We start from the raw sequence: 23,821 nt of genomic DNA, 5'->3' as shown, positions 1-23,821 counted from the left end.
GGGTCGCCTGCGGCCTTCCGGGTGGGGCCCGTCGGGCTGGGTTTTGGTCTCTGGGCTGTGGTCAGTGGTCAGTGGTCAGTGGTCAGTGGTCAGTGGTCAGTGGGATTGTGGTGCGATTCGATGGAATCGAGGAGACGTCTCGTGTCGCGGAGAACGGACGCGGGCGCCCTTTGGAGGCGATGACCCAGGTCGCCTGCTGGCGACCAACGCCGCGACCGCGGCAAGCACCGGCCACCCGCTGTCCATGCGATCAACGGCTCGCCCAGGCGTTGACCTGAGCCGCAATCTTCTCGGCCCCTAGCACCAAGCTGGCGCCATTGCGGGCAATCAGCTCCGCGGGCATCCCGAAGACGATGGCTGATTGCTCGGATTCGGCAATGGTGCGGCCACCACGCTGCTTGATCTCGGCGAAGGCATCGGCGCCGTCGTAGCCCATTCCGGTCAGCATGATGCCAACGACATGCGCGGGATCGCAGTGCTCCAAGACGGAGCGGCCGAGGAGCTCTACCGAGGGATGCCATAGATAGTCCTTGCCCTCTGGCTTGCTGAGCGCGGTCAGGCGTCCGCCACGCCGGCCAACCACCATGTCCGCTCCGCCCTTGCCGATATAGATGGTTCCCGGCTCCACCTGCATGGGCCGGACGACTTCCACCACATCGAGCGCGCATAGCGCATTCATGCGCTCGGCGAAGGGGCGGGTGAAGGAAGCGGGCATGTGCTGGGAGACCAGGACCGGCCATGGAAAATCCGCCGGCCACAGCGGCAGGATATCCTCGAGCGTGCGCGGGCCGCCCGTCGACACGCCGATCACGACCAGGCCTTCGCTGGCCTCGGGTCGCCGCGCGGCCGCCGGACGCGGGGCTGGACGAGCGCGCTCTTCCCGCGGACGCGGTGTCGCGCGGCGGGCTCCCTTGCCCTTGAGGCGGGCGCCCGCCGCGGCACGGACCTTGGCCACCAGCTCGGTGCTGATCTCCTCGATCGAGAGTGAAATCGTCCCGCCCGGCTTGGCCAGATAGTCCACGGCCCCTAAATTCAGCGCTTCGAAGGTGGCAAGCGCCCCCTTCTCCGTCAGCGAGGACACCATCACCACGGGCACAGGACGCTCCGCCATCAGCAGCGAGAGCGCTGTGATGCCGTCCATTTCCGGCATGTTGATATCCAGCGTCACCACGTCCGGCTCGAAGGTCCGGTTCTCCTCGACCGCCTCCCGGCCATTGCGTGCCTGACGAATCTCGAAGTCGTCCTCGGCCTGAAATACATTGGCGAGCTGGCGGCGCATCAAGGCCGAATCATCGACGATCAAGAGCTTGATCATGCTCCCTGAATCCTCCCTGCCCTTCGCCTGAGCGCTTTCACGCCGACAGCTCCGCCAAATCCGCCAGCTCAGGCTTCTGGATCAGCTGCGTCGGGTCGATCAACTGCACCAGGCGCTTTTCGCGCCCCAGATTCGCCATGCGCGCCAGCAGCTCGGCCTGCTCCCCGGACAGCCGCGGAGCTGGCTCGATCGCTTCCCTCGGGATCTTGAGCACCTCGGCGACCGAATCCACGATGAAGCCGGTGCGCGCACCCTCGAGCAGAAAGACCATGACGCGCTGACGGTCGGACCGCTCCACGTCGGCGAGTCCCAGGCGTCGGCGCAGGTCGATCACCGGCAGCACGCTGCCGCGCAGATTGATGACGCCTTCGACGAAGGCGGGCGCCTTGGGGACATGGGTCAGCTCATCGGGAACGCGCACGATCTCCTGCACACTCTCGATCGGCACCCCGAACTCCTCCTTGTCCAGGCGAAAGACCACGACCTGCTCGTCGTCGTCGGCGTCGACCTCCTCATGCGCCCCGGCCTGGGATGCGGCCGCTTGCCGCTCCTCGTCGTTCAGAATGTCCACAGTCGTCAGGGCCTCCTCGATGGCGGAATGGCGGAAGAGATGATCGGTCGAGATGATCGAGACGAGGCGCTCACCGCCATCGAGCCTGCAAATGTCCGAAATCTCCGCGAGATCGCTGTCGCGCGCCAAGAGACCAGGCATGGCTTCGACGTCATCCTTGGCGACCCGTAAGACCTCGTTGACGCGGTCCATGACGACACCCACCGAGGTACTCCCTAGAGACACCACGACGATACGACTGTGGTCGTCCGCCTCGCGCGGCGGCAAGGCAAACATCCGCCGCAGACTCACCAGGGGCAAGAGGCGGTTGCGCAAGCTCATGACACCCAGGACGTGCTGCTCGGAGCGCGGCACCTCGACGATACGCTCGGGGACCTGAACGATCTCCTGCACATTCTCGATGGCGATGGCGTACTCCTGGCCAGCCACCTCGAAGCTCACCAGCTGCAGCTCGTCCCCGTCTTCCTCATCTTCCGCCTCCAGCGCGCTGGACAGCTCCCCGACCATGGCCGCCGAGGTCGCCAGACTGGCGATCTCGGCGAACTCCCGGCCGATCAAGCGGGCGAAGTCCAAGACCATGATCATGGTGTGGCCGCCGACATCCTTGATGAGACCGGACAACAGCTCCGTATCCACGGTGCTGCTGATCGCCCCGACCGCCTCGATCTTGGACGGCTCGACGCCGACCACGCTGGCGACCCTGTCCACCACGAAGCCCAGGGGCTGACCGATGTCGATCACCAGGGCACGCGTGGTATCGTCGTTGTCGCGTGCGTCGAGCCCGAAGAGGTGACGCAGCGAGATGATCGGCAGCACCTGGCCGCGCAGATTGGCCAAGCCGTCGAGACTCGGCGGGGCCAGGGGCACGCGAACCACCTCCGGAACCCGAATGATCTCCTGCACCGGGGCCATGTCCACGGCGAAGACCTCCGCCCCCAGGATGAAGGTCACGAACTGCCGCAGCTCGGACTCGAGCTCGTCCTGCGCCTCGTCCCGATCCGGGGGCGAGACCTCTGGTTCTTTGAGGGTTTCTGAGGTCATGGCTCAGGCACTCTGCAGCTCATCGGCGAGCGATGCGATCTCCTCGATGGCGGCCGCCAGCTCCTCGGCCCCCTGCGACTGCTGCTGGGAGGCGGAGGCCGCCTCGCTGGCCGCCTTGTCGGCCTCTTGGGCGGCGGTCGAGATCTGCTCGACCCCGGTCTTGACCTGAGAGATGGCCGCAACGATCTCGTTGGCGGCGTCCAGGATCTCTTGCGTGCCGCTCTCGACGGTCAGGATATCCGTCTCGATGGTGACGAGATTGCTCGTCGTGACCTTGGCCTTCTCCACCTCGCCGATCGCGGAGGCGACGATCTCCTCGAGGTCGCGTCCGACCAAGCCGATCTGATCCTGGACCGCCTTCACCAGATCCTTGATGTTGTCGGCGTTCTCGGCCGAGTCGTGCGCCAGGTTGCGGATGTCGGTGGCCACCACCACGAAGCCCTTGCCGAACTCGCCCGCGCGGGCCGCTTCGATAGAGCCGTTGACCGCCAGCATATTGGTCTGGATGGAGACCGTGGTGATGGCGTCGACGATCTTGTCGATCCGCCGCGACACCAGCTCCAGATCCTTGATCTGCTTGATACTCGACCGAGAGGCGTCCGCCGCGCCGGAGATACCCTGGACGAGGCCGTCGACCGTGGCCTTGTTCTCGGCCAGGAGGGTCTTGATCGCCAGCACCTTCTCCGATCCCGCGGTCGCGCGGGCTTGCGCGAGCTCGAGTCCACGCTCGATCTGAGCGATGGCGGCCGCCGATTCCTCGGTGCCGGCCGACTGCACCTCGGCGCCTTTGCGGATCTGCTCGATGGCGACCATGATTTGGGTGCTGGCGCGATTGATCTCGGACACGGCGGAGGAAAGCTGCTCGGCGGAGGAGGCGACCTCTTCCGCGCTCTTGGCCACATCCGTGGAGGTCTTGAGATCCTCCGCCAGCTCCGAGAGGGCCTGCGCCGCTTGCTCGCACTCGGCCAGGGCCTGTGCCTGCTCGGCCACCGTCTTGGCGGCCTCCTCGGCCGCGGCGGACTGCTCCTCGGCGGCGGCGGCGATGTCCTCTGAGCCCTTGAGCGCCTGCCCGGCGGCCGTGCTGGACTGCTGGGCACCGGCGGCGATTTCCTGCACACCCTTGACGATCTCGGCGGCGTCCGAGCGGATCTGCTCCAATTGCGCGGTAATGGTCTTGCCCTTCTCCGCCTCGGCCTCGACCGTCTCGGCCGAACGGCCGATCCCTTCGGCGATGACCTTCACCTCCGTCTGAATCTGTCCCACGAGATCCTGAATCTGCTTGGCGCTCTTCTCGGAGGTCTCCGCCAGCGTACGCACCTCGTCGGCCACAACCGCGAAGCCCTTGCCGTGCTTGCCTGCGCGGGCCGCCTCGATAGCCGCGTTCAACGCCAATAGGTTGGTCTGATCCGCGATGCGCGCGACCGCCTTGACGATGTTGCCGATGCTGGCCGCCTGCTTCTCCAGCTCGGCCACCTTCTCGACGGAAGCCGCCTGACGCTGGGCCGCGACGCCGACATTGGCGACCAGGCCCGAGATCTCGGTGCTTGCCCTGCCCACCAAGTCCTGAGTGGCCTCGGTCCTGCCCTGGCTGGTCTCCGCGCTCCGCAACTGGCGCGCAATGGAGACCTCGACCTGCTTGAAGGCCGCCAGGGACTCCTGGGCCGCTCCTGAGGCCTCCTCGGCTCCGGTCGCGATCTGATCGGCCGCGCGCTTGAGCTCCTCGGCCGCGGAGGCCGCCTCATTGATACCTGAGGACAGCTCGCCGGTGGCCGCAGCGATCCGCTCGGCTGCTTGCTGCTGCTTTGCCAGGGTGCGCGCCCGCTTGCGCTGCGCCTCGGCCTCGCGGGCCGCAGCCGCCGAGGTCTTGCCTTGGGTCGCAATGCCATCACCGAGGGTGGAGCTGTTCTTCACGAGGGCCATGCGGTATCTCCGTGCTACGAAGGACTAGGTGATCGGGCAGCCTGAGGCTGAGCGGGGGAAGCAGGCAGAACTGGCGCGCGTCGAGGGCATAGGCAGAGCTTAGCGCAGGCTCGGGTGGGCGATGCGGAATGCACCGGGTCTATGGCGGAACACCCGCGTGAACCGCGCGAATCTGTGACACGACTCGCAGATCAGGCATCAGCGGCTCGGGCCGAGGCACGTCAGACAGAAGCAGGTCGGCAAGCATGGCCCTGCATTCAGGTGGCGAGCCTCCCTGGATGCCGCCGCGCTGACGTGCCGGCTTCGCCGCCCCGGCCGCGGCGATCGTCGCCAGTTTGGCTGGCCGTGCGAAATCTGCCGATCGCCGACGCAAACCCCGCTATGATATCGGCAGCCAACGTTAAGAGAAGACAAAGAGCCCCGCCCGATGAAACGGGAGTCTCGCGGCCTTGCCCACACCGAGGCCTCCACGCACCAAACAGCCTCAGCCCGAGTCATTTCGGCCGATGAGTGCGGCCTATTGCTGACCCATGCCGGACGCCTCGCTCAGGTTGGCGGCTGGATGCTCGAGCCGAAAACGACCGGCTTCATACCGACCCCGGAATGGTGCGACATCCACGGGGTCGAGCGGGGGAATCGGACGCTGGACGGCCTGCTGCACATGGTTCACTCGGACGACCGAGCCGGCATGCAGGGCGCCCTCCAAAAGGCCCTGGAAGAAGGGACCTCCTACCTGCACCAGCACAGGATCACCCGCCCGGACGATGGGCGGATTCGCGTGATCCAAGACTACGGCGAGGTGCGCTACGATGCCGCGGGCAAACCGGCGTGGCTCCTCGGCGCCGCGCAAGACGTCACCGAGCGCACCAGGATGCAGGATGCCCTCCGCGATACCGAGGAGCATCTCTACCTGGCCCTGCGCCTTTCCGGAACCGCCGTCTGGGAATGGCACACCGACAACGACCTGGTCGTCTGGTCGGAAGAGATGGTGTCCATCTGGGGGCTTCCGCCCGGGAGCAGCCGAGGCAGGCTCGCTGAGCTCGACGCCCGGGTCCACCCTGAGGATCTACCGCGCTGGCGCGCCAGCTTACGCGCCTGCGTCGAGGATGGCGCGGCACAAAACCTGGAGCTCAGAGTCGTTTGGCCCGACGACTCGACCCACTGGCTCGTCATCTATGGCGACGCGGTTCGCGGCGCCGACGGCCGCGCCATCCGCCTAGCGGGCGTCGCCCGCGACAACACGGAGCTGAGACAGGCCGAGGACGAGCAAGCCAGATTCTTCGGGCTATCCCTGCATCTCTTTCTCATTGCCAGCCTCGACGGGACGATCCGGCGCGTCAATCCAGCCTGGACGGAGATACTCGGCTATCGTCAGGACGAGCTGATCGGGCATCACCTGCTCGACTATCTCTATCCTGGCGATTCTGAAACAACCCGCGCGAAGCTCCAGGCGCTGCTGCAAGGACGCGATAGCGACTATTTCGAGAACCGTTACCTCTGCAAGGACGGCAGTCTGCGCACCCTCGCCTGGTCCGCCACCGCGCCCGCCGACACCGGCTTGATCTATGCCGCGGCGCAGGACATCACCGAACGGCGCGTAGCCGAGCAAGCCTTACGAGACAGCCAGAGTCGCCTAGAGGCGATGGCCTACTACGACCATCTCACCGGACTCCCGAACCGGCGGCTGCTGCTCAATCGGCTACAGCAGGCCATCGCCGTCGCCGACCGCGAAGGCTGTCTCGTTGCCGTTTGCTATCTGGATCTCGACGACTTCAAGCCGATCAACGACCAATGCGGCCATGAAGCCGGAGATGACCTGCTTCGGGCCGTCGCGGATCACCTCACCGCGAGCGTTCGCCCGGGCGACACCGTCGCCCGCTGGGGCGGGGACGAGTTCGCACTCGTACTCACGGACATGGTCGACCTGAGCACCTGCACCCAAGTCCTGGAGCGCGTCTTACGCAGCCTGAGCAAGCATCAGCTCATCCAAGGCCAGCCCCACCCAGTCTCTGCCAGCATCGGAGCAACGCTCTATCCGGACGACCACGGGGACGCCGATACCCTGTTGCGTCACGCCGACCACGCCATGTACTTGGCAAAGCAGTGCGGGCGCAACAACTTTCAATTCTTCGACCCCGAGCAAGACCGCCAGGCGATCGCCAGCCGCGAGCTGCTGCACAGCATCGCGCGGGCGATCGACGCAGGCGAGCTCTGTCTGCGCTATCAGCCGATCGTCAACATGCGCCGTGGCTGCATCGAGGCCGTAGAGGCACTGGTCCGCTGGCAGCACCCACTGCGAGGCCTCTTGGCGCCAATCGAATTCCTGCCCGCCATCGAAGGAACGGATTTGATCCGCGAGCTCGATCACTGGGTACTGAGCGAGGCACTGGCCCAGCAGGCGACCTGGGTCCAGCAGGGACTTTCCTTGCGCCTGCACATCAACGTGTCGGCGCAATCACTGCAAACGCCCGATTTCCTGCACGAAGTTTCATGCATCATCGACCGTCACCCGAGGGTCCAAGCGCAAAGCATCGAGCTAGAGATTTTGGAGACGACCGCGCTTCAGGACCTCGGCCTGGTGAGCGCGGTGATTGGCGAGGGCGCCCGGCTCGGGCTTTCCTTTGCCCTCGACGACTTCGGAACCGGCTACTCTTCGCTGATCTATCTGCGACGGCTGCCCGCGGGAACGCTCAAGATCGATCAGACCTTCGTCCGCAACATGCTCCAGGACAGGGAGGATCGCAACATCGTCGAAGGCGTCATCGGCATGGCCCGCGCCTTCGGCCGTGACATCATTGCCGAAGGCGTGGAGACCCTCGAGCACGGCAGTTTGCTGATGCGCCTAGGCTGTGATCGCGCCCAGGGCTACGGAATCGCGCGGCCAATGACCGCGGCGCAACTGCCGCAATGGATCGCCGCCTATCGGCAGCCGGCGCTCTGGGCCGATCGGGCGGAGCACCTCCTGTCAGAGTAACGCATGGCCCTTTTTCTCCGAGCCCAGGCGTCACTGCTCGGAAGCTCGGAAGCTCGGAAGCTCGGAAGCTCGGAAGCTCGGAAGCTCGCGTTTGATCATGGATCAAGTGACACCCGCGGCAACTGCCCCCACATCGCCGATCAGGCAGATCGTCATAGCGACAGACGGGAGCAGAACCATGCCAAGCCTGCACGAGAGTGCACGCGACGAGCCGGCTGGGCTCACCACACGCACGCTGATCTTCGGACGAGCCCCTGTCGCGGGCGAGGCGAAGACCCGCCTGATTCCCGCCCTCGGCCCCGCTGGCGCGGCAGCGCTGCAAGAACACCTCATGGCCGATCTCCTCGAAAGGCTGAGCGAGGCGCCCCGAGCACGCTTGGAGCTCTGGGCCGCGCCAGACGCCAGTCACCCGACCTTCGGCGATCTCGCACGCCGCCATGCCCTGAGCCTGCATCGGCAGTACGGCGAAAATCTGGGTCAGCGACTCGCGCACGCAGCACGGCAAGGACTGACACGCGCCGACGCTGTTCTTCTCATTGGCACCGACTGCCCCGACCTCACGGCCGACTACCTCGAGATGGCGCGTGAGCGGCTCCGCTGGAGCCATGCCGTTCTCGGCCCCGCATTAGACGGCGGTTATGTGCTTTTGGGATTCAAACGGCTATCGCACCATCTCTTCGACGGAATGCCTTGGGGGGGCGATCGGGTCGCCGACCTCACCCGCCAGCGACTCCGCGACCTACGATGGAGCTGGAGCGAGCTCCCCGCATTGGCCGACATCGACCGTCCCGAGGACCTTGTCCTTTTACCACCAGGACTCCAACCTCCTTGGCCGGTCCTAGCGCATGCCGCAGACTAGCCCGGACCGCCGCCGTCAGGACGCCAGACAAGCACCCCTTAGCCTTCGCGCAAGCGCGCGACCCCGCCAACAGCCGAGCCTGGACACGAACGCCTTCGCGACCCAGACACTTCACTCCCGAAACCAAAATTGTCGACAATAATATTGACAATGCCCGTTTTTGAGGCCATTTTTCACCTATGACTGGATCAGTGTCGACACTTCAAGCCATGGCAATCACCGCTGAAGCTTTACCTGAAGTGACCGCGACCATCGCGGATCGCATCTTCGATCAACTCCGCCAGGCCATCGTCGAGGGCGAGATCCCGCCCGGCAGCAAGATCAGCGAGCCCGTCCTGGCGGCACGCTTCGGCATTAGCCGAGGCCCCTTGCGCGAGGCCATGCGCCGACTGGAGTCGAGCAGCCTGGTCGAGCGCAAGCCCAATGTGGGGGCACGCGTCATCACACTGACCAGCGAGCAGTTGCTCGAGATCTATGTGATCCGCGAAGCGCTGGAAGGCATGGCCGCCCGCCTGGCGGCCGAGCACATGAGCGACGCGGCCATCGCCGACCTCAAGCGACTGCTGGCGCAGCACCGCAACGACGTCGCCCAGGAGGAATGGCAGGCCTACTTCCAAAAGGAAGGGGACCTGGACTTTCATTTCCGCATCGTGCAGGGCAGCGGCAACCGTCGGCTCGCCAACATCCTCTGCAACGATCTCTACCACCTGGCACGCATGTACCGCTGCCAATTCGGCATGAAGAGCGACCGGGCCAGGGATGCCCTCAAGGAGCACGAGCTAGTCGTCGACGCCATCGCCGAGCGCGATGGAGAGCTGGCCGAGTGGCTGATGCGCCGCCACATCCGCGCCTCGCGCAAGGCGACCGAGCGGCGCCTGGCGGCGATGCGCCCCTCAGACACCTGACACCTGACACCTGACACCTGACACCTGACACCTGACAACTATAAACCTAGATTCGGCAATTAGAACCGCAAAGGCGCGAAGGACACTAAGAAAAACAGAGGCTTGCATTGCCGCGTCGCTTCACCCTCTGGGTGAGCATGGCTTCGCAGACAAGATGTTGAAATCCTCTGCGCTCTTTGTGCCCTTTGCGGTTCAACTGCTCTTTTTGGGATAAATCGACCGGAGACCACCATGACAAAGACCCAAGGCGCCAAGCTGCGCCTCGCCGTGCAAGAGGAGTGCCCCCTGCAAGTGGTCGGCGCCATCAACGCCTATCACGCCCGCATGGCCGAGCGCACCGGCTACCGCGCGCTCTACCTCTCCGGCGGCGGCGTCGCGGCCGGCTCCTACGGCATCCCGGATCTGGGCATGACGAGCCTGGACAATGTGCTCGAGGACGTCAGCCGCATCACCTACGCGACCGGCCTGCCCTTGCTGGTCGACGCCGACACCGGCTGGGGCAGCGCCTTCAATATCGCCCGCACCGTCAAGCAGCTGATCCGCAATGGCGCGGCCGGCTGCCACATCGAGGACCAGGTCGCCGCCAAGCGTTGCGGACACAGGCCCGGCAAGGCCATCGTCTCCAAGGACGAGATGGTCGACCGCATCAAGGCCGCCGTAGACGCGCGCACCGACGACTTCGTCATCATGGCCCGCACCGACGCGCTCGCCGTCGAAGGGATGGACTCGGCCATCGAGCGCGCCATCGCCTGTGTCGAGGCCGGCGCCGACATGATCTTCCCAGAGGCCATGACCGAGCTGGCCCAGTACAAGGAATTCACCGCCGCGGTGAAGGTGCCCGTGCTCGCCAACATCACCGAGTTCGGCGCCACGCCCCTGTTCAAGACCGACGAGCTGGCGGACGTTGGCGTCTCGCTCGTGCTCTATCCGCTCTCGGCGTTCCGCGCCATGAATCAGGCCGCGCTCAACGTCTACCAGGCCATCCGCCGCGATGGAACCCAGGCCAAGGTGCTCGACACCATGCAGACCCGCATGGACCTCTACGACTATCTCGACTACCACAGCTTCGAGCAGAAGCTCGACGTGCTGTTCGCCCAGGGAAAGGCAGAAGACTAGCGATCGCCCGGGGCCCCGCCCCGGCCAGCAATCGCGCCCTCACGATTGGGTCCACACCGGCCAATTCAGGGGCCGGACACCACTCCAGACCGAGGAGACATCGATCATGGCTGAAAACCAAGAGAGCCAACTGCCCAAGCCGAAGAAGTCTGTCGCCCTGTCCGGCACCGCCGCCGGCAACACGGGCATCTGCACGGTCGGGCGCACCGGAAACGATCTGCACTACCGTGGCTATGACATCCTCGACTTCGCCGACACGGCCGAGTTCGAGGAGATCGCCCACCTGCTGATCCACGAGCGCCTGCCGACCCGCAGCGAGCTGGCCGCCTACAAGCGCAAGCTCAAGGCCCTGCGCGGCTTGCCCGCCGCCCTCAAGACGGCCCTGGAGCAGCTGCCGCCCTCGGCCCACCCCATGGACGTGATGCGCACCGGCTGCTCGGTGCTCGGCACCCTGGAGCCCGAGAAGGACAGCATGCCGGTTGCCGCAGCGCGCGACATCGGCGATCGGCTCATCGCCAGCTTCGGCTCCATGCTGCTCTATTGGTATCACTTCGCCCACAACGGCCGGCGCATCGAGGTCGAGACCGACGACGACTCCATCGGCGGCCACTTCCTGCACCTGCTGCATGGCGAGACGCCGAGCGAGGAATGGGTGCGCGCCATGCACACCTCGCTCATCCTCTACGCCGAGCACGAGTTCAACGCCTCGACCTTCGCCGCGCGCGTGGTCGCCGGCACCAACTCGGACATGTACTCGGCCATCACGGGCGCCATCGGCGCGCTGCGCGGCCCCAAGCACGGCGGCGCCAACGAGGCCGCCTGCGAGGTCCAGCAGCGCTACGCCACCGCCGACGAGGCCGAGGCCGACATCACCGAGCGCGTCGGCCGCAAGGAGATCATCATCGGCTTCGGCCACCCGGTCTACACCATCTCAGACCCGCGCAACGAAGTGATCAAGTCGGTTGCCAAGCGCCTCTCCGAGGGCAACGGCCACATGCGGATGTTCGAGGTGGCGGATCGCTTGGAGACCCTCATGTGGAGCCTCAAGAAGATGTTCCCCAACCTCGACTGGTTCTCCGCCGTGTCCTACGCCCAGATGGGCGTGCCGACCGCCCTCTTCACGCCGATCTTCGTCATCTCGCGCACCACGGGCTGGGCCGCGCACGTCATCGAGCAGCGCAAGGACGGCAAGATCATCCGCCCCAGCGCCAACTATGTTGGCGTCGAGAACCTCGAGTGGAAACCGATCGAGCAGCGCTGACCAGCCACCAGCTGCCAGCGCAAGCACTCCACCAAAGAGCTGGAGGCCGACCGCTGGGAGCTGGAGGCTCTCTTTAACCACCAAATGAGATCCGAACCATGAGCGCTCACATCGCCGACGCCAACCTGCGTCCCGATCCGGACCAGGAGCTGGTCGCCATTGCGGACTATGTCTGCGACTACAAGATCGACTCGCAAGAGGCCATCACCACCGCCCGGCACTGCCTGATGGACTCGCTGGGCTGCGCCATGCTGGCCCTTCAGTACCCGGAGTGCGCCAAGCACCTCGGCCCCATCGTTCCTGGCACGACCGTCCCGAACGGTGCCCGTGTGCCAGGCACTCAGCACACCATGGACCCGGTCAAGGCCGCCTGGGACATCGGTGCCATGGTGCGCTGGCTCGACTTCAACGACACCTGGCTGGCCGCCGAGTGGGGGCACCCCTCGGACAACCTGGGCGCCATCCTCGGCCTGGGCGACTATCTCTCACGCAAGGCCGTGGCCGACGGCGCCGCGCCCCTGACGGTGGGCGACGTCCTGAGCTACATGGTCAAGGCCCACGAGATCCAAGGGGTGCTGGCGCTGGAGAACAGCTTCAACCGGGTCGGACTCGATCACGTGCTGCTGGTGAAGGTCGCCTCGGCCGGCGTCTCAGCGCTCATGCTGGGCGCCGACAAGGACCAGGTCATCGACACCCTGTCGCAGGCCTGGGTCGACGGGCAGTCGCTGCGGACCTATCGCCACGCGCCCAACACGGGCTCGCGCAAGTCCTGGGCGGCCGGCGACGCCAGCTCGCGCGCGGTGCGGCTCGCCATGATGGTGCAGAAGGGAGAGATGGGGCTGCCCTCGGTCCTGAGCGCGCCGCGCTGGGGCTTCTACGACGTGCTCTTCAAGGGCAACAAGTTTGCGTTCCAGCGCGACTACGGCAGCTATGTGATGGAGAACATCCTATTCAAGATCAGCTTCCCGGCCGAGTTCCACGCCCAGACCGCCGCCGAGTGCGCCATGACCCTGCATGAGCAGGTCAAGGACCGCGTCGACCAGATCGAGCGCATCGAGCTGACCACCCAGGAATCCGCCATCCGCATCATCAGCAAGGACGGCCCGCTCCACAACCCGGCCGACCGCGACCACTGCCTGCAGTACATGGTCGCCGTGCCGCTCATCTTCGGTCGCCTCACGGCCGACGACTACGAGGACGCGGTCGCCAAGGACCCGCGCATCGACGCCCTGCGCGAAAAGATGGTGGTCACCGAGGACCCGCGCTACACCCAGGAGTACCTGGATCCCGAGAAGCGCTCGATCGCCAACGCCGTCCAGGTCTTCTTCACCGACGGCTCCAAGACCGAAAAGGTCGAGGTCGAGTACCCCATCGGCCACCGTCGTCGCCGCGCCGAGGGCATTCCGGTCCTGGAGGCCAAGCTCTTGGACGCGCTCAAGACCCGCTTCCCCAAGGGCCAGGCCCAGCGCATCTACGACCTCTGCCAGGACGAGCAGGCGTTGATGTCAACGCCGCTCAACCAGTTCATGGATCTGTTCATGATCTAAAGGCATCCAGGTGCTCCCCAGCACGAGACGTGGGGAGCACCTGGCGGCTGTGCTCGATCTCCATCCCTGCGAAGCCCGGAAGCGTCCATCCTCGTGGGCCATTGTCGAGATGACGGCATCGCGATGAAAGGGCCTCAGCTCGCGACCCTGCGCCCGATCAAGCCCACAGGCTCAAGCGATCCCCATGCGCCGACAGCCCCTGGGTGGCTGAGCGCCCCCTGCGCTCATTGGCCGGACTTATCCGAGCCCACACGCACCAACTTGACGAACTTCGCCTGCAGGCCTTTTGCCCACGCCGGCTGCTCCCAATTCCAGCCGACCACGATCCCGATAGCCAATCCAATCAGCATCTGCGTCATCTGCATTTCCTCCGGCTCTGGAGCGATTGCCCATTGCGCCACGCCGTTCGGGCGAGGCCGCAGCGCAGGTTAGCGCAAAACTATTGCCGAAAGTAAGGCTTTGGCGCGGAGCGCAGCTGTGAAAACCGATGGACCCGGCGTCGGTGCCTAGCCCCATTCGGCTCGCTCCCGGCGCCTTGTCGCGTCATATCTGGCCGTCGCCCTAAATCTGGTCTTCGAGATGGAAGCCGAGCAGCTCGAGCAGGATTCCCGTCAGCGCGCCGCCAAGCAGACCGCCGGTCAGTCCTGGGGGGATGTCGCGCAGGACATCGCTGATCTCTTGTTTCGCCCCCAGGTCGAGCATGGCGGACGTCGTCCCGCCAACGATCCAAATGCTCGCACCCACCACGGCCGCGATAAGCCCGGCGACCACGGGCGCCGCCAAGCCATCCGGCAGCCAGCTCAGGCTGCGACCGACCAGCCAGCGCTCGGCCATCTGAAAAAAGGTCCCGACCAAGGCCACGACACCCGCCGCAAGGACGAACATCCCGATCTGCGTACCGAGAAGACCCAGCACAAGGGCAAGCACAGTGCCGGCGAGCAAGCCAGCCAAGAGACCGGTCAAGGTCTCCGCCAGCGGCCGACTCCCACTCTTGGCGATCCAGGAGTAGAAGCTGCCGGCGATCACCCCAAACACGGCGGCGGTGCCGACAATCGCCAACAGCTGGACTTCTTGACCGGAGGCAATCAAATAGCCAATGGAGGCCAACACCCCGGCCATGGCACCTACCAGGGCCACCGGCATCGCGCTATAAAATGCCGATGTCGTCATCGCAGCCGCGGCAGCGGCAATCACCAGGGGCTCCCAGCCAGTCAGACCCAGCACGACAAGCACCTGGTATAGTCCGGCAAACAAGGCACCGAACAAGGCCCCGGCGAATCCCCAGACGACGAGCGCCATGACAATCGCGGTAAACTGATCCTTCGTAAGCATGCTCGATCACCTAGCAGCGTTTTGATCACGGCCCATGATTCTAGTCCATCGGCCTGGCCGGTGATCGATCTCAAGAGAGGGTTTCCAGGAGCGAGGCAGGCCCGGGACCTCGTCGGGCTCATCGTGGTCTCTGAATCAAGCCCCATCAACAGCTACGGACATTGATGCGCAGCATGTATCAGTCTCCAGTCAACGGCACAAAACGCGACTTCGACGGCCAGCCGCGCATCTATTACGATGGGTATTGGATCAAGTATTACGATCCGCCGAAAGACAGCTTCGATGTCCGCCGTCAGCTCATCGAGGCGCTGACCCGGCGCCTTTTCAATCACGTCGAGCACGGCATCAACATCCCAGGCACGCGGCTGAGAGAGGCGCGCGAGGCCTACGAGGCCGAGACCGATACCGAGCGCAAGCGTGTCAATGGGGCCATGCTGGCAGGCGCACTCTTCAATCGTGCGGCGGACATCTTTCGCAGTTTGGTCGACCTGCAGACCGCTGGCGTCGAGATCGGTCCAGATCACACCCTAATGCGCGAGTGCGGCCACTGCCTCATCGAGGCGCTCGAGCTGGGCAAGATGGTGCGCCACCGCGGTGGCGACGAGGGCATCGACGAGCTCTGGGGAGAGCCCTTCAAGGCCTTCTCGATGCCCATCGAGGCCTTCTACGCCAGCCGCTATCTGAAGATCGCCATGACCATGCAGGACATCGACCGCATCACCTCGGCCATGAAAGACACCTTCGCCGAGAGCCGGCAGATCCGCAACATCGGACCTCGCCTCGACGCGCTTGCCGAGGCGGCGAAGCGCAAGTGCGAGATCCTGCGGACGGACCCGATCGTCTTCGATGTGTGGCCCGCCTATGTCGTCGCGAGCGAGCGCGTCTGCAACTATGACCCCGCCCTGCCTAGCATCCATGACGCGAAGGACATCCGCGAAGCCGTGGAGGGGACGCGGCTGCTTCGCGAAGGCACTGATCTGGTCAGCTATCTGGTGCGCGCCCGCGTCCCCATGCCCAAGAGCATGCGCGAGTACATCGATCGCTGCCAACAGTTCAAGCGCACCTACATCGATTCCAGGCGCTTCCAATCGAGCCATCCACCAGAGGAAGCCTCGTCGGCCTGACGTGGCGAAGCGACCATGCTCGTCTATCTGCACGGCCTCTACAGCTCCAGCCGCTCCGCCAAGGGCCAGTTGCTGCGCAGCCAGCTAGGTTCTTTCGACGTTCGCGCCCCCGACTACCCCGCGCATCAGCCAGACGCCGCAATCGAGACCCTGATGGATTTCTTCGCCGAGCTCGGCGACGCCAGGCCGGCCGTCGTCGGGAGCTCGATGGGCGGATTCTACGGCCAGTACATGGCGCGACACATCCCCTGTTCGCACCTCTTCATGATCAACCCCGCGCTCACCCCCTGGACGCTGACCAACGTCGGCCTGGATGAGGCGACGATCCAGAAGACACGGATCTATACGATCGACCAGCCCTGCGACGGCACACCGACGACGCTGTTCCTGGAGACGGGGGACAAGGTGATCGACTATCGCATCGCCGAGCGTCTCTACCGCGACTGCGGGCGATGTCTCGTCTGGGAGGGGGGCGACCACGCCTTTCAGCATATGGACGCCGCCCTCGAAGTCATTCGGACGCATCTGCTCGAGCGCGGCTCCTCCGGCGCAAGCGCCTAGGGCTCCGTTCCATCCGATGCTGCAGGAACGGGTGACGCTGGGCGCATTGACCTCCAGGTCAACCGGCTGCGGCCTTAGGCGATTTCCAGGGAAGCTGATACCAGAGAGGCGGTCGAGGCGCCGGCTTCATAGCTCGGCCGAGCGACGTCGGGTCGGGGCAGCCGCTCGATCCGTGGGAGCGGCGCCCCGCCGCGGCTGAGGCGGTCGGAGCTGATCCGTCGCGCCGGGCGGCGCTCCCACGCAATGCCTGCCCGATGGCGCGTGATCGAATCGCCCCTGGTAAGAAGACTCTCGGAAATCGCCTTAAGGCCGACACTCCCAGCACTGATGTCTCCACATCGATGATGGGATCGCAGCTTAGTCCGAGGCGCGATTTGGTCTCGATCGAAAGGTCGCTAGCTCGAGACATGAAACAGGGTTTCGATGATCTTGAAGCCGGCGATATAGGTCCCGAGACCGGCACCGAGACTGCTCAGCAAGAACACCACCAGAACCCGAGACACCCGGTTTCTCCACCACCCGCGCCAGTTGGCGACATCCGCCCTCAGGCGACTGAAGTCTCCCACGCTCGGCTTGCGCAAGTAGAGCTCGACGGCTCCTGTCACCATTCCAGCCCCGATGGTCGGGTTCAAGGTCGTCAGCGGCGCCGCCAGGAAGGCAGACACGATGGTCAGCGGATGCCCAGCCGCCAACAAGGTCCCGACGGCGGAGAGCCCCCCGGTGATGACGACCCAAGACACGACGAGCTCCAGCCCGACCTCCGGCCCCATCGCGAAACCGTAACCGAAGCCCGCCAAAATCAAAAGCAAGAGCCCCCATGCCAAGACGGAAGGCCACTTGCTCGGCGGCGGAATCTCCTCCAGCGCGCGCAGCACCGCCGCGGGATCTCCCTGAGCCCGCGACAATTCCTCCGCGATCCCTCTGAGGTGTCCGACCCCGACCACGACGAGAATGCGCTTGGCATCCATGCGTGACGCCTCGCGGGCCAGCTTGGCGGCCATGTAACTGTCGCGCTCAGCGATCAAGGGAACATAGAGATCACTACGATCCGCGGCGAACTCGGCGAAGGTCGTCTCGAGCACGTCCCCTTCCTTGAGCCGCTCGATCTCGTCCTCGGTGACCTCGTCCGAGGTCACCATGGCCGCCAGCAGCCCGGCGAACAGGCTGTAGCGCTTCCACCAGCCGAGATTGCCCGAAATGCGCTTCAGGGTGACGCCGATCTCGCGGTCGATCAGCATCACAGGCAAGTCGCGCTCCTTGGCAAGTCGGATCGCGGCCCGCTGCTCGGCACCCGGCTCGATACCGAACTGATCGGCAAGTCGCTGCTGGTAGGCGGACAAGGCGAGGTTGGCGACCACCATGTAGACACGGTTCTGGCGGATCACCGAGAAGAGGTCCATCTGCGAGAGGGACTTGGGATCCATCAAGGCATTGAAACGACTGCGGCAGAGCTCGACCGCAATCGCATCATAGGTGCCCGACTGCATCAGCTTGCGGACTTGCTCGGCGCTCGCGCGCGAGACATGGGCCGTCCCGAGGAGGGTCACCTCGACCCCCGCATCCAGAAGCAGCTCGCGTTGTGGCTCTAGTGGCTCGACCATGGGCATTCGTCGCTGAGCAGCTTTGACAAAAGAGCCGCATGATACCCTAGCGGGGCGAGGATTGAATGCCAATCCGAGCCTCGGTTTGGCGCAGCGAGCGCGCCCAGGTCAAACTCCGCGGCAAGACTTGGATCCGCGAGCCCGCCCTGGCATCTTGAGTCGACCGGCCTAGCCCTTTTTGACGCCAGCGCATCCTCCCTTATCATGCGCAAGCGCTTTCCGACCTCCGATAAGGACGACACCATGGCTCTTTCACTCAGCCGCCCGACTCCCTTTGACCGGCCGCTGCTCCTCGGCCTCTCACTGCTGTTGGCCGCCACACTCCCGGCTTGCGGCTCGGTGAAGAAAGACAAGATGGCAGTGACCCTACAGAACGCAACCAACGGTTATCGGAGTGCCCTGCGCTGGGGCTACTATGAGAACGCCTATGGCTTCGTGGACCCCGAAAAGCGAAAAGATCGCGACCTCCCCGCCAATCTGGAGGGCATACGCTTGACGGGATACGACGTGGTACAGGCGCCCATCGCCAAGAAGGACAGTGACACGGCCATGCAGATCGTCAATATCGAGTATCTGCATGAGGACAGGCAGGTCGTCAAGAAGCTGACCGACCGTCAAGTCTGGCGCTACGACGAAGAGGCGAAGAAGTGGTGGCTCGAGTCAGGCCTGCCCACTTTCGAGTGAGCCCTGGACCATAGGCACTGGCGCGCTCAGCGAGCGCCGGCGAAGAGCGCCTCGAGCCGGTCGATCTCCAGCTGCCGGTCGGCGGGCAGCGATGAGCGCGTCTCTTGGAGGGCCCGCAAGGCACGCTGCGCTTCCATGAAGCGATCCGCGAGCAGGAGATCTTTGATGCGCCTGATCTCGAGAGAGCGCGGATCACCCGCGATGGCGTCGGCTCCTCGAGCGGGCGAAGACCCGGCGCGATCTTCCGCCGGCGGAGCTGCGCGGTCGCAAGCCCCCAGTAGCGGGGTGAGAAGCGCAATGAGAATCGCCCCCCAGCGCGATCGAGCCCCACGCATCAGCGGCGACCACGCGGCAACGCAGCGAGACAACCCATGGACAATTTGCTTGCCATCTTCCTCGTGCTGCTCCTCGGCTGGTTCTGGCTCGACAGCCTGCGGTCACGGGAGATCGCGACCGGAGTCTGCCAAACCGCCTGCAAGCAACGGGGGCTTCAATTCCTCGATCAGGCCGTGGCTCTGCGCAAGCTTGGTCTCGCGTGGCGCGCCGAGGGCATCCGCATCCGCCGCGTCTACAGGTTCGACTTCAGCGAGGAGGGGGTCGGCAGGAGAAGCGGCCACATCGTGCTGCGTGGCTTGGCGCTAGAGGACCTGAGCTTCGGCCTGCCCACGGACGTCAGCGATGCCTAGAGGGCGCGGGTCGAGACATTCGGACTACTTGACCACCTTGAGGGTCGGCCCGCCTTTGCCTTTGCCCTTGCCACGCGCAGCAGCTGGCGCGACGGACCCCGGCGACGCCTCCGGAGCGGCATCCAGCGGCCTCAGCTTGGGACCGGCCGACTCGGTACCCACTTCGGGCTCGGCATCCGGGTAGCGTGGCTCGGGGAAGACCATCCCCTGCCCGTTCTCACGCGTGAAGATACCCAGCACCGCCTCGCTCGGCGCCATGACTTCACGCGCTACGCCGCTGAAACGTGCGTTGAACTGAATCCAGTCGTTGCCGATCACCAAGCCCTTGACCGCGCTTGGAGAGATATTGAGGACGATACGCCCCTCCTCGACGAACTCGACCGGCACCTGAGCGCCGGGATACTCGGCTTCGACCACGAGGTGCGGCGTCATCCCGTTATCGAGGATCCACTCGTAGATGGCCCGGATGAGATAGGGCTTGCTAGAGGTCATGTTATCGGCGCTATCGTTCATCAGCCGGCGTCCGCGATCATCTCCTTCTCAGCCTCGGTCAGACTCTGCCGGAACGCATCCCAACCGAAGATTCGCTTCATGTAGACACGGATCGCATCCGCCTGTGGCGGCAGATCGACGCCCAGCACAGGGAGGCGCCATAGAAGCGGAGCGACACAGCAGTCGACGAGGGAGAACTCCTCGCTCATGAAGAAGGGATACACTCCGAAGAGCGGTGCCGTCACGATCAAGCTCTCTCGCAGCTCCTTGCGTGCCTGATCGACCTCGCTGCCTTCGCCTTTGAGGATGCGCCCCATCAGCGTGTACCAGTCTCGGTCGATCCGATACATGAAGAGCCGGGCGTTGGCGCGCGATACTGGGTCCACCGGCAGGAGCGGCGGATGCGGAAAGCGCTCGTCGAGGTACTCCATGATGATCCGCGACTCGTAGAGACGCAGCTCGCGGTCGACGAAGGTCGGAACGGTGCCGTAGGGATTGAAGTCCATCACCTCGTCGGGCAGCGCATTGGCGTCCACGTCGACGACGTCAACCGATATCCCCTTTTCCGCGAGCACCATGCGCACGCGGTGACAGTAGGGGCAATGAGGGTCGGAAAATAGGGTCATCACTGCTCGTCTGCTAGCGGCCTCTGCCATTTCTTGCCTTCTCCAGCGCGCAGGCGGAGCCCGGCAGGGCTCTTGAATCAAGGTTTGCGACTCTTCCGAGCCGAGATCCAGCCATCACCCCCGCACTCGCAGCCAAGCCCTGGCGCGCCCAAAGGCAGCGCAGACCCAGCCCGACGAGCAGGAACGGAGTGAAAGCCACCGAACCGTCAATCCCACAAGTATACCTGGGGGGGTGCGGCTTGGACGGGAAATTTGAGCGACAGTGCTCGAGAGGCGACTGGGGAGGAGGCCTCTTCCGGATCTGCCGACGGCGACTTCCCGGAATCGGCGCAGAGCCGCCCTCCCGAGAAACGGACATGGGCGGCGCTTGGTATTGCCCCCGTAGAGCGAAGCGCTGGGGTGTCACAGACTAGTGAGGGACTGAGCCTGGCCCGCTCTACGCGGACCAAGTCAGGCCTCACTCACGGCCGCCGAGGCGGCCGGCGCCCGGTCAGTGGACGTCTTTCCAGTACTCTTTCTTGAGCAGATAGGCCAGGATGAACAGCACACCCAGGAAGAGCAGCACGTAGACGCCGAGACGCTGACGCTCAAGCTTGAACGGCTCGCCGGCATAGGTCAGGAAGGCAGTGATGTCACGCACCACCGCGTCGTATTCCTTCGGCGACAACGAGCCCTCCTCGACGAGCTTGACGCCCGCAACGATAGGCTCGCCACCTTCCTCATGAGGCGGCTCGACGATGGCCTCCTGCTTGCCCTGGAGATCGCTCAGAACATGTGGCATGCCGACCAGGGGGAAGACGACGTTGTTTACGCCGTAGGGCCGTGTGTCATCCAGGTAGAAGCTCTTGAGATAGGTGTAGACCCAATCCGGAGAGCGCCAGCGGGTGGCCAGCGTGAGATCCGGCACCGCGGTGCCGAACCACTTGAGGGCATCCTCGGCACGCATTGCATTGGTCATGAGGTCGCCCGGCTTGGCATCGCCGAAGAGCAGATTCTCACGCAGCGTCACCTCGTCGATTCCTAGGTCCTTCGCCATACGGTTGTAGCGCATGTACTGCAGGCTGTGGCAGCCCATGCAGTAGTTGACGAAGTACTTGGCGCCGCGCTGCAAAGAGGCTTGGTCATGCAGATCAATGTCAGCATGCTCCAAGTGCAGGGCCTCGGAGGCCGGCAGGGCCGCCGGCACCAACGCGAAAAGGGTGGCAATGATCAGCTTTCTCATGAGGTCACCCTCTCAGGAACGGGCTTGGTCTTGTCCAAAGCGCTGTAGATCGGCATCAGCAGGAAGTAGGCGAAGTACAGCGTCGTGAAGATCTGTGCGAGCAGGGTGTAAAGGTCAGACACCGGCTGCATGCCCAGCCAGGCCAGTACGACGAAGGACACAGCAAAGATTGCCGTAGCCCACTTGAAGATCGGCCCCTTGTAGCGCATCGACTTGACCGGGCTGCGATCGAGCCACGGCAGAACGAACAGGATCAAGATGGCCGCGAACATGACGACCACGCCAGGAAACTGCGAGTCCCACATCGGCGGCACCGCGCGCAGCATGGCGTAGAAGGGGGTGAAGTACCAGACAGGCGCGATGTGCGCCGGCGTTTGCATGGGGTTGGCTGGCTGGAAGTTCGGCGGCTCCAGGAAAAGCCCGCCGAAGGTCGGCATGAAGAACATGACGACACTAAACAGCGCCAGGAAGACCACGACCCCCATCAGATCCTTGACGGTGTAGTAGGGGTGGAAGGGGATGCCGTCCGCAGGCGCCTTGTCGCTCCACTTATTGCCCTTCGGTCCTTGCTTGATCTCGATGCCGTCGGGGTTATTGGAGCCGACGTGGTGGAGGGCCACGATATGCATGAACACCAGCCCGACGAGAAGGAAAGGCAGCAAGAAGTGGAATGCGAAGAAACGGTTCAGTGTCGCGTCGGAAATGACGTAGTCACCACGGACCCAAACCGAGAGGTCTTCACCGATCCCAGGGACAGCGGCGAACAGGTTGACAATAACCTGAGCACCCCAATAGGACATTTGGCCCCACGGCAGGAGGTAGCCGAAGAAGGCGGTCGCCATCATCACGAGGTAGATGACCACGCCGATGATCCACAGTAGCTCGCGCGGCTTACGGTAGGAGCCCCAGAGTAGACCGCGGAACATGTGCATGTAGATGACGATGAAGAAGGCCGACGCACCCGTGGAGTGCATGTAGCGAATGACCCAGCCCCAATCGACATCGCGCATGATGTACTCGACCGAGGCAAAGGCCAGATCGGCGTCGGGCTTGTAGCTCATCGCAAGCCAGATACCCGTGACGATCTGAATCACAAGGGTAAGGATTGCGAGAGAGCCGAAGAAGGACCAGAAGTTCAGATTCTTCGGCGCATAATATTCGGAGAGATGTGCGCGCCAGGTCTCCGTGAGCGGAAATCGCTTGTCGATCCAGCTGAGGTTTTCGGTCTTTTCAGCGCTCATCAGGCCGCTCCTCCATCTTCACCGACCAAGATGGTGGTGTCGTTCAGATAGGTGTGCTTTGGGATCACCAGGTTGGTCGGCGCCGGGACCCCCTTGAACACACGCCCGGCCAGGTCGAACTTCGAGCCGTGGCAGGGGCAGAAGAAACCGCCCTTCCACTGCGGGCCAAGGTCGTCCGGGGCGAATTCTGGCCGGTAGGTCGGCGAGCAGCCCAGATGGGTGCAGATCCCGATGGCAACCCAGTAGTCCGGCTTGATCGAGCGCGCCGGGTTCTTGCAGTACTCGGGCTGTTGCGCAACTTCCGAATTCGGATCGACGAGACGCGGGTCGTTGGTCGGCAGCGCATCGAGCATTTCGGGCGTCCGACGCACGACCCAGATCGGCTTGCCACGCCACTTGACGCGCAGCAGGGCGCCTGGCTCCAGCTTACTGACATCGGCTTCGACCGGCGCACCCGCAGCCCGAGCACGAGCACTCGGATTCATGGATGCGACGAACGGGACCAGGGCGTAACCGGCACCAACGGCACCGACCACGCTCGTCGCGGCAACGAGTACTCGTCGCCTCATTTTGTTCACGCCTTGCGCGCTCATAGGCCAAAATCCCCCGGCTGTTGCAAGCACTGCCCAAAGCGAGCCAGGCCAGCACTCCACGCAGCTTGGATGAAACGTTCAGGTGGAAAAATTTAGAATATGACGATTAACTGCAAAATCGACCGCGCATTCTCTTCGATCCCTGCGCGC

General features: G+C 64.4%; 21 protein-coding genes. 10 read left to right on the top strand and 11 right to left on the bottom strand.

Translation table 11 applies throughout. The annotated features are described in order from the left end of the window. Positions 1 to 250: 250 nt before the first annotated feature. Genes cheB through G3446_RS12675 form a run of 3 tightly spaced genes read right to left on the bottom strand, consistent with a single transcriptional unit; the run spans position 251 to position 4,847 of the window. Positions 251 to 1,315 (bottom strand): chemotaxis-specific protein-glutamate methyltransferase CheB, encoded by a 1,065-nt coding sequence (cheB, locus tag G3446_RS12685; RefSeq protein ID WP_164453203.1) that lies wholly within the window; start codon positions 1,313 to 1,315, stop codon positions 251 to 253. A gap of 37 nt (positions 1,316 to 1,352) precedes the next feature. Then, positions 1,353 to 2,927, bottom strand: coding sequence for a chemotaxis protein CheW (locus G3446_RS12680; RefSeq protein WP_164453202.1), 1,575 nt, complete (start codon positions 2,925 to 2,927; stop codon positions 1,353 to 1,355). Between the two features lie 3 nt (positions 2,928 to 2,930). Next, positions 2,931 to 4,847, bottom strand: a complete 1,917-nt coding sequence (locus tag G3446_RS12675) for a methyl-accepting chemotaxis protein (RefSeq protein ID WP_164453201.1) — start codon at positions 4,845 to 4,847, stop codon at positions 2,931 to 2,933. A gap of 427 nt (positions 4,848 to 5,274) precedes the next feature. Here G3446_RS12675 and G3446_RS12670 point away from each other — a divergent pair, with 427 nt between their 5' ends. The 6 genes from G3446_RS12670 (at position 5,275) to G3446_RS12645 (ending at position 13,509) form a co-directional block, all read left to right on the top strand. Then, positions 5,275 to 7,821 carry a bifunctional diguanylate cyclase/phosphodiesterase gene (locus G3446_RS12670; RefSeq protein ID WP_164453200.1) on the top strand — a complete coding sequence of 849 codons (2,547 nt, stop codon included), beginning with the start codon at positions 5,275 to 5,277 and terminating at the stop codon, positions 7,819 to 7,821. A 178-nt stretch (positions 7,822 to 7,999) separates the two neighbouring features. Then, the gene (locus tag G3446_RS12665) at positions 8,000 to 8,680 is read left to right on the top strand and encodes a TIGR04282 family arsenosugar biosynthesis glycosyltransferase (RefSeq protein WP_164453199.1); all 681 of its coding nucleotides are present in this window, start codon (positions 8,000 to 8,002) and stop codon (positions 8,678 to 8,680) included. Between the two features lie 209 nt (positions 8,681 to 8,889). Further along, positions 8,890 to 9,585, top strand: a complete 696-nt coding sequence (locus G3446_RS12660) for a GntR family transcriptional regulator (RefSeq protein WP_164453198.1) — start codon at positions 8,890 to 8,892, stop codon at positions 9,583 to 9,585. Positions 9,586 to 9,816: 231 nt separating this feature from the next. Beyond that, positions 9,817 to 10,701: a methylisocitrate lyase gene (gene prpB / locus G3446_RS12655; RefSeq protein WP_164453197.1), complete on the top strand. Its 885-nt coding sequence runs from the start codon at positions 9,817 to 9,819 to the stop codon at positions 10,699 to 10,701. Positions 10,702 to 10,807: 106 nt separating this feature from the next. Further along, positions 10,808 to 11,962 (top strand): bifunctional 2-methylcitrate synthase/citrate synthase, encoded by a 1,155-nt coding sequence (gene prpC / locus G3446_RS12650; RefSeq protein WP_164453196.1) that lies wholly within the window; start codon positions 10,808 to 10,810, stop codon positions 11,960 to 11,962. Positions 11,963 to 12,060: 98 nt separating this feature from the next. Continuing rightward, positions 12,061 to 13,509, top strand: a complete 1,449-nt coding sequence (locus tag G3446_RS12645) for a bifunctional 2-methylcitrate dehydratase/aconitate hydratase (protein WP_164453195.1) — start codon at positions 12,061 to 12,063, stop codon at positions 13,507 to 13,509. 224 nt (positions 13,510 to 13,733) lie between these two features. Here G3446_RS12645 and G3446_RS28690 read toward each other — a convergent pair whose 3' ends face one another. Both G3446_RS28690 and G3446_RS12640 read right to left on the bottom strand, forming a co-directional pair. Further along, on the bottom strand, positions 13,734 to 13,868 hold the full coding sequence (locus G3446_RS28690; RefSeq protein WP_280818815.1) for a hypothetical protein: 135 nt from the start codon (positions 13,866 to 13,868) through the stop codon (positions 13,734 to 13,736). A gap of 202 nt (positions 13,869 to 14,070) precedes the next feature. Further along, on the bottom strand, positions 14,071 to 14,841 hold the full coding sequence (locus tag G3446_RS12640; RefSeq protein WP_164453194.1) for a spermidine synthase: 771 nt from the start codon (positions 14,839 to 14,841) through the stop codon (positions 14,071 to 14,073). Positions 14,842 to 15,014: 173 nt separating this feature from the next. Between G3446_RS12640 and G3446_RS12635 the strand changes: the two genes are divergently transcribed. Then, positions 15,015 to 15,965, top strand: a complete 951-nt coding sequence (locus G3446_RS12635; RefSeq protein WP_164453193.1) for a hypothetical protein — start codon at positions 15,015 to 15,017, stop codon at positions 15,963 to 15,965. Positions 15,966 to 15,980: 15 nt separating this feature from the next. Then, the gene (locus G3446_RS12630; protein WP_164453192.1) at positions 15,981 to 16,526 is read left to right on the top strand and encodes a YqiA/YcfP family alpha/beta fold hydrolase; all 546 of its coding nucleotides are present in this window, start codon (positions 15,981 to 15,983) and stop codon (positions 16,524 to 16,526) included. A gap of 395 nt (positions 16,527 to 16,921) precedes the next feature. On the opposite strand, the gene G3446_RS12625 is transcribed toward G3446_RS12630, so the two are convergent. Further along, positions 16,922 to 18,127, bottom strand: a complete 1,206-nt coding sequence (locus G3446_RS12625) for a TraB/GumN family protein (protein WP_164453191.1) — start codon at positions 18,125 to 18,127, stop codon at positions 16,922 to 16,924. A gap of 243 nt (positions 18,128 to 18,370) precedes the next feature. Between G3446_RS12625 and G3446_RS12620 the strand changes: the two genes are divergently transcribed. Beyond that, positions 18,371 to 18,811 carry a hypothetical protein gene (locus tag G3446_RS12620; protein WP_164453190.1) on the top strand — a complete coding sequence of 147 codons (441 nt, stop codon included), beginning with the start codon at positions 18,371 to 18,373 and terminating at the stop codon, positions 18,809 to 18,811. A gap of 371 nt (positions 18,812 to 19,182) precedes the next feature. Next, complete coding sequence (locus G3446_RS12615; RefSeq protein WP_164453189.1) at positions 19,183 to 19,497, top strand: DUF3301 domain-containing protein; 315 nt, start codon at positions 19,183 to 19,185, stop codon at positions 19,495 to 19,497. Between the two features lie 24 nt (positions 19,498 to 19,521). Here G3446_RS12615 and G3446_RS12610 read toward each other — a convergent pair whose 3' ends face one another. From G3446_RS12610 to petA, 5 genes are all read right to left on the bottom strand, one after another. Further along, the gene (locus tag G3446_RS12610; protein WP_164453188.1) at positions 19,522 to 19,989 is read right to left on the bottom strand and encodes a ClpXP protease specificity-enhancing factor; all 468 of its coding nucleotides are present in this window, start codon (positions 19,987 to 19,989) and stop codon (positions 19,522 to 19,524) included. A 20-nt stretch (positions 19,990 to 20,009) separates the two neighbouring features. After that, positions 20,010 to 20,645: a glutathione S-transferase N-terminal domain-containing protein gene (locus G3446_RS12605; protein ID WP_164453187.1), complete on the bottom strand. Its 636-nt coding sequence runs from the start codon at positions 20,643 to 20,645 to the stop codon at positions 20,010 to 20,012. Positions 20,646 to 21,105: 460 nt separating this feature from the next. Beyond that, positions 21,106 to 21,837: a cytochrome c1 gene (locus G3446_RS12600; RefSeq protein WP_164453185.1), complete on the bottom strand. Its 732-nt coding sequence runs from the start codon at positions 21,835 to 21,837 to the stop codon at positions 21,106 to 21,108. Next, on the bottom strand, positions 21,834 to 23,078 hold the full coding sequence (locus G3446_RS12595; RefSeq protein ID WP_164453183.1) for a cytochrome b: 1,245 nt from the start codon (positions 23,076 to 23,078) through the stop codon (positions 21,834 to 21,836). Before G3446_RS12595 ends, G3446_RS12600 begins: the two co-directional genes overlap by 4 nt. Beyond that, on the bottom strand, positions 23,078 to 23,671 hold the full coding sequence (gene petA / locus G3446_RS12590; protein ID WP_164453182.1) for a ubiquinol-cytochrome c reductase iron-sulfur subunit: 594 nt from the start codon (positions 23,669 to 23,671) through the stop codon (positions 23,078 to 23,080). The genes G3446_RS12595 and petA overlap by 1 nt, the downstream gene beginning before the upstream one ends. Positions 23,672 to 23,821: the final 150 nt, after the last annotated feature.

This window comes from Thiorhodococcus minor (assembly GCF_010820565.1).
GTDB classification, from domain to species: domain Bacteria; phylum Pseudomonadota; class Gammaproteobacteria; order Chromatiales; family Chromatiaceae; genus Thiorhodococcus; species Thiorhodococcus minor.
The sequence above is the reverse complement of the archived record's forward strand: the minus strand, read 5'-3'. Positions and strand labels throughout refer to the sequence as shown.

What these genes read in the sequence shown, in the direction of transcription:
- G3446_RS12645 (WP_164453195.1), top strand. Translation starts at nt 12,061, where the DNA reads ATGAGCGCTCACATCGCCGACGCCAACCTGCGTCCCGATCCGGACCAG.
- G3446_RS12680 (WP_164453202.1), bottom strand. Translation starts at nt 2,927, where the DNA reads ATGACCTCAGAAACCCTCAAAGAACCAGAGGTCTCGCCCCCGGATCGG.
- G3446_RS12640 (WP_164453194.1), bottom strand. Translation starts at nt 14,841, where the DNA reads ATGCTTACGAAGGATCAGTTTACCGCGATTGTCATGGCGCTCGTCGTC.
- G3446_RS12660 (WP_164453198.1), top strand. Translation starts at nt 8,890, where the DNA reads ATGGCAATCACCGCTGAAGCTTTACCTGAAGTGACCGCGACCATCGCG.
- prpC (WP_164453196.1), top strand. Translation starts at nt 10,808, where the DNA reads ATGGCTGAAAACCAAGAGAGCCAACTGCCCAAGCCGAAGAAGTCTGTC.
- petA (WP_164453182.1), bottom strand. Translation starts at nt 23,671, where the DNA reads ATGAGCGCGCAAGGCGTGAACAAAATGAGGCGACGAGTACTCGTTGCC.
- G3446_RS12595 (WP_164453183.1), bottom strand. Translation starts at nt 23,078, where the DNA reads ATGAGCGCTGAAAAGACCGAAAACCTCAGCTGGATCGACAAGCGATTT.
- cheB (WP_164453203.1), bottom strand. Translation starts at nt 1,315, where the DNA reads ATGATCAAGCTCTTGATCGTCGATGATTCGGCCTTGATGCGCCGCCAG.
- G3446_RS28690 (WP_280818815.1), bottom strand. Translation starts at nt 13,868, where the DNA reads ATGACGCAGATGCTGATTGGATTGGCTATCGGGATCGTGGTCGGCTGG.
- G3446_RS12605 (WP_164453187.1), bottom strand. Translation starts at nt 20,645, where the DNA reads ATGGCAGAGGCCGCTAGCAGACGAGCAGTGATGACCCTATTTTCCGAC.
- G3446_RS12625 (WP_164453191.1), bottom strand. Translation starts at nt 18,127, where the DNA reads ATGGTCGAGCCACTAGAGCCACAACGCGAGCTGCTTCTGGATGCGGGG.
- prpB (WP_164453197.1), top strand. Translation starts at nt 9,817, where the DNA reads ATGACAAAGACCCAAGGCGCCAAGCTGCGCCTCGCCGTGCAAGAGGAG.
- G3446_RS12670 (WP_164453200.1), top strand. Translation starts at nt 5,275, where the DNA reads ATGAAACGGGAGTCTCGCGGCCTTGCCCACACCGAGGCCTCCACGCAC.
- G3446_RS12620 (WP_164453190.1), top strand. Translation starts at nt 18,371, where the DNA reads ATGGCTCTTTCACTCAGCCGCCCGACTCCCTTTGACCGGCCGCTGCTC.
- G3446_RS12630 (WP_164453192.1), top strand. Translation starts at nt 15,981, where the DNA reads ATGCTCGTCTATCTGCACGGCCTCTACAGCTCCAGCCGCTCCGCCAAG.
- G3446_RS12665 (WP_164453199.1), top strand. Translation starts at nt 8,000, where the DNA reads ATGCCAAGCCTGCACGAGAGTGCACGCGACGAGCCGGCTGGGCTCACC.
- G3446_RS12675 (WP_164453201.1), bottom strand. Translation starts at nt 4,847, where the DNA reads ATGGCCCTCGTGAAGAACAGCTCCACCCTCGGTGATGGCATTGCGACC.
- G3446_RS12615 (WP_164453189.1), top strand. Translation starts at nt 19,183, where the DNA reads ATGGACAATTTGCTTGCCATCTTCCTCGTGCTGCTCCTCGGCTGGTTC.
- G3446_RS12610 (WP_164453188.1), bottom strand. Translation starts at nt 19,989, where the DNA reads ATGACCTCTAGCAAGCCCTATCTCATCCGGGCCATCTACGAGTGGATC.
- G3446_RS12600 (WP_164453185.1), bottom strand. Translation starts at nt 21,837, where the DNA reads ATGAGAAAGCTGATCATTGCCACCCTTTTCGCGTTGGTGCCGGCGGCC.
- G3446_RS12635 (WP_164453193.1), top strand. Translation starts at nt 15,015, where the DNA reads ATGTATCAGTCTCCAGTCAACGGCACAAAACGCGACTTCGACGGCCAG.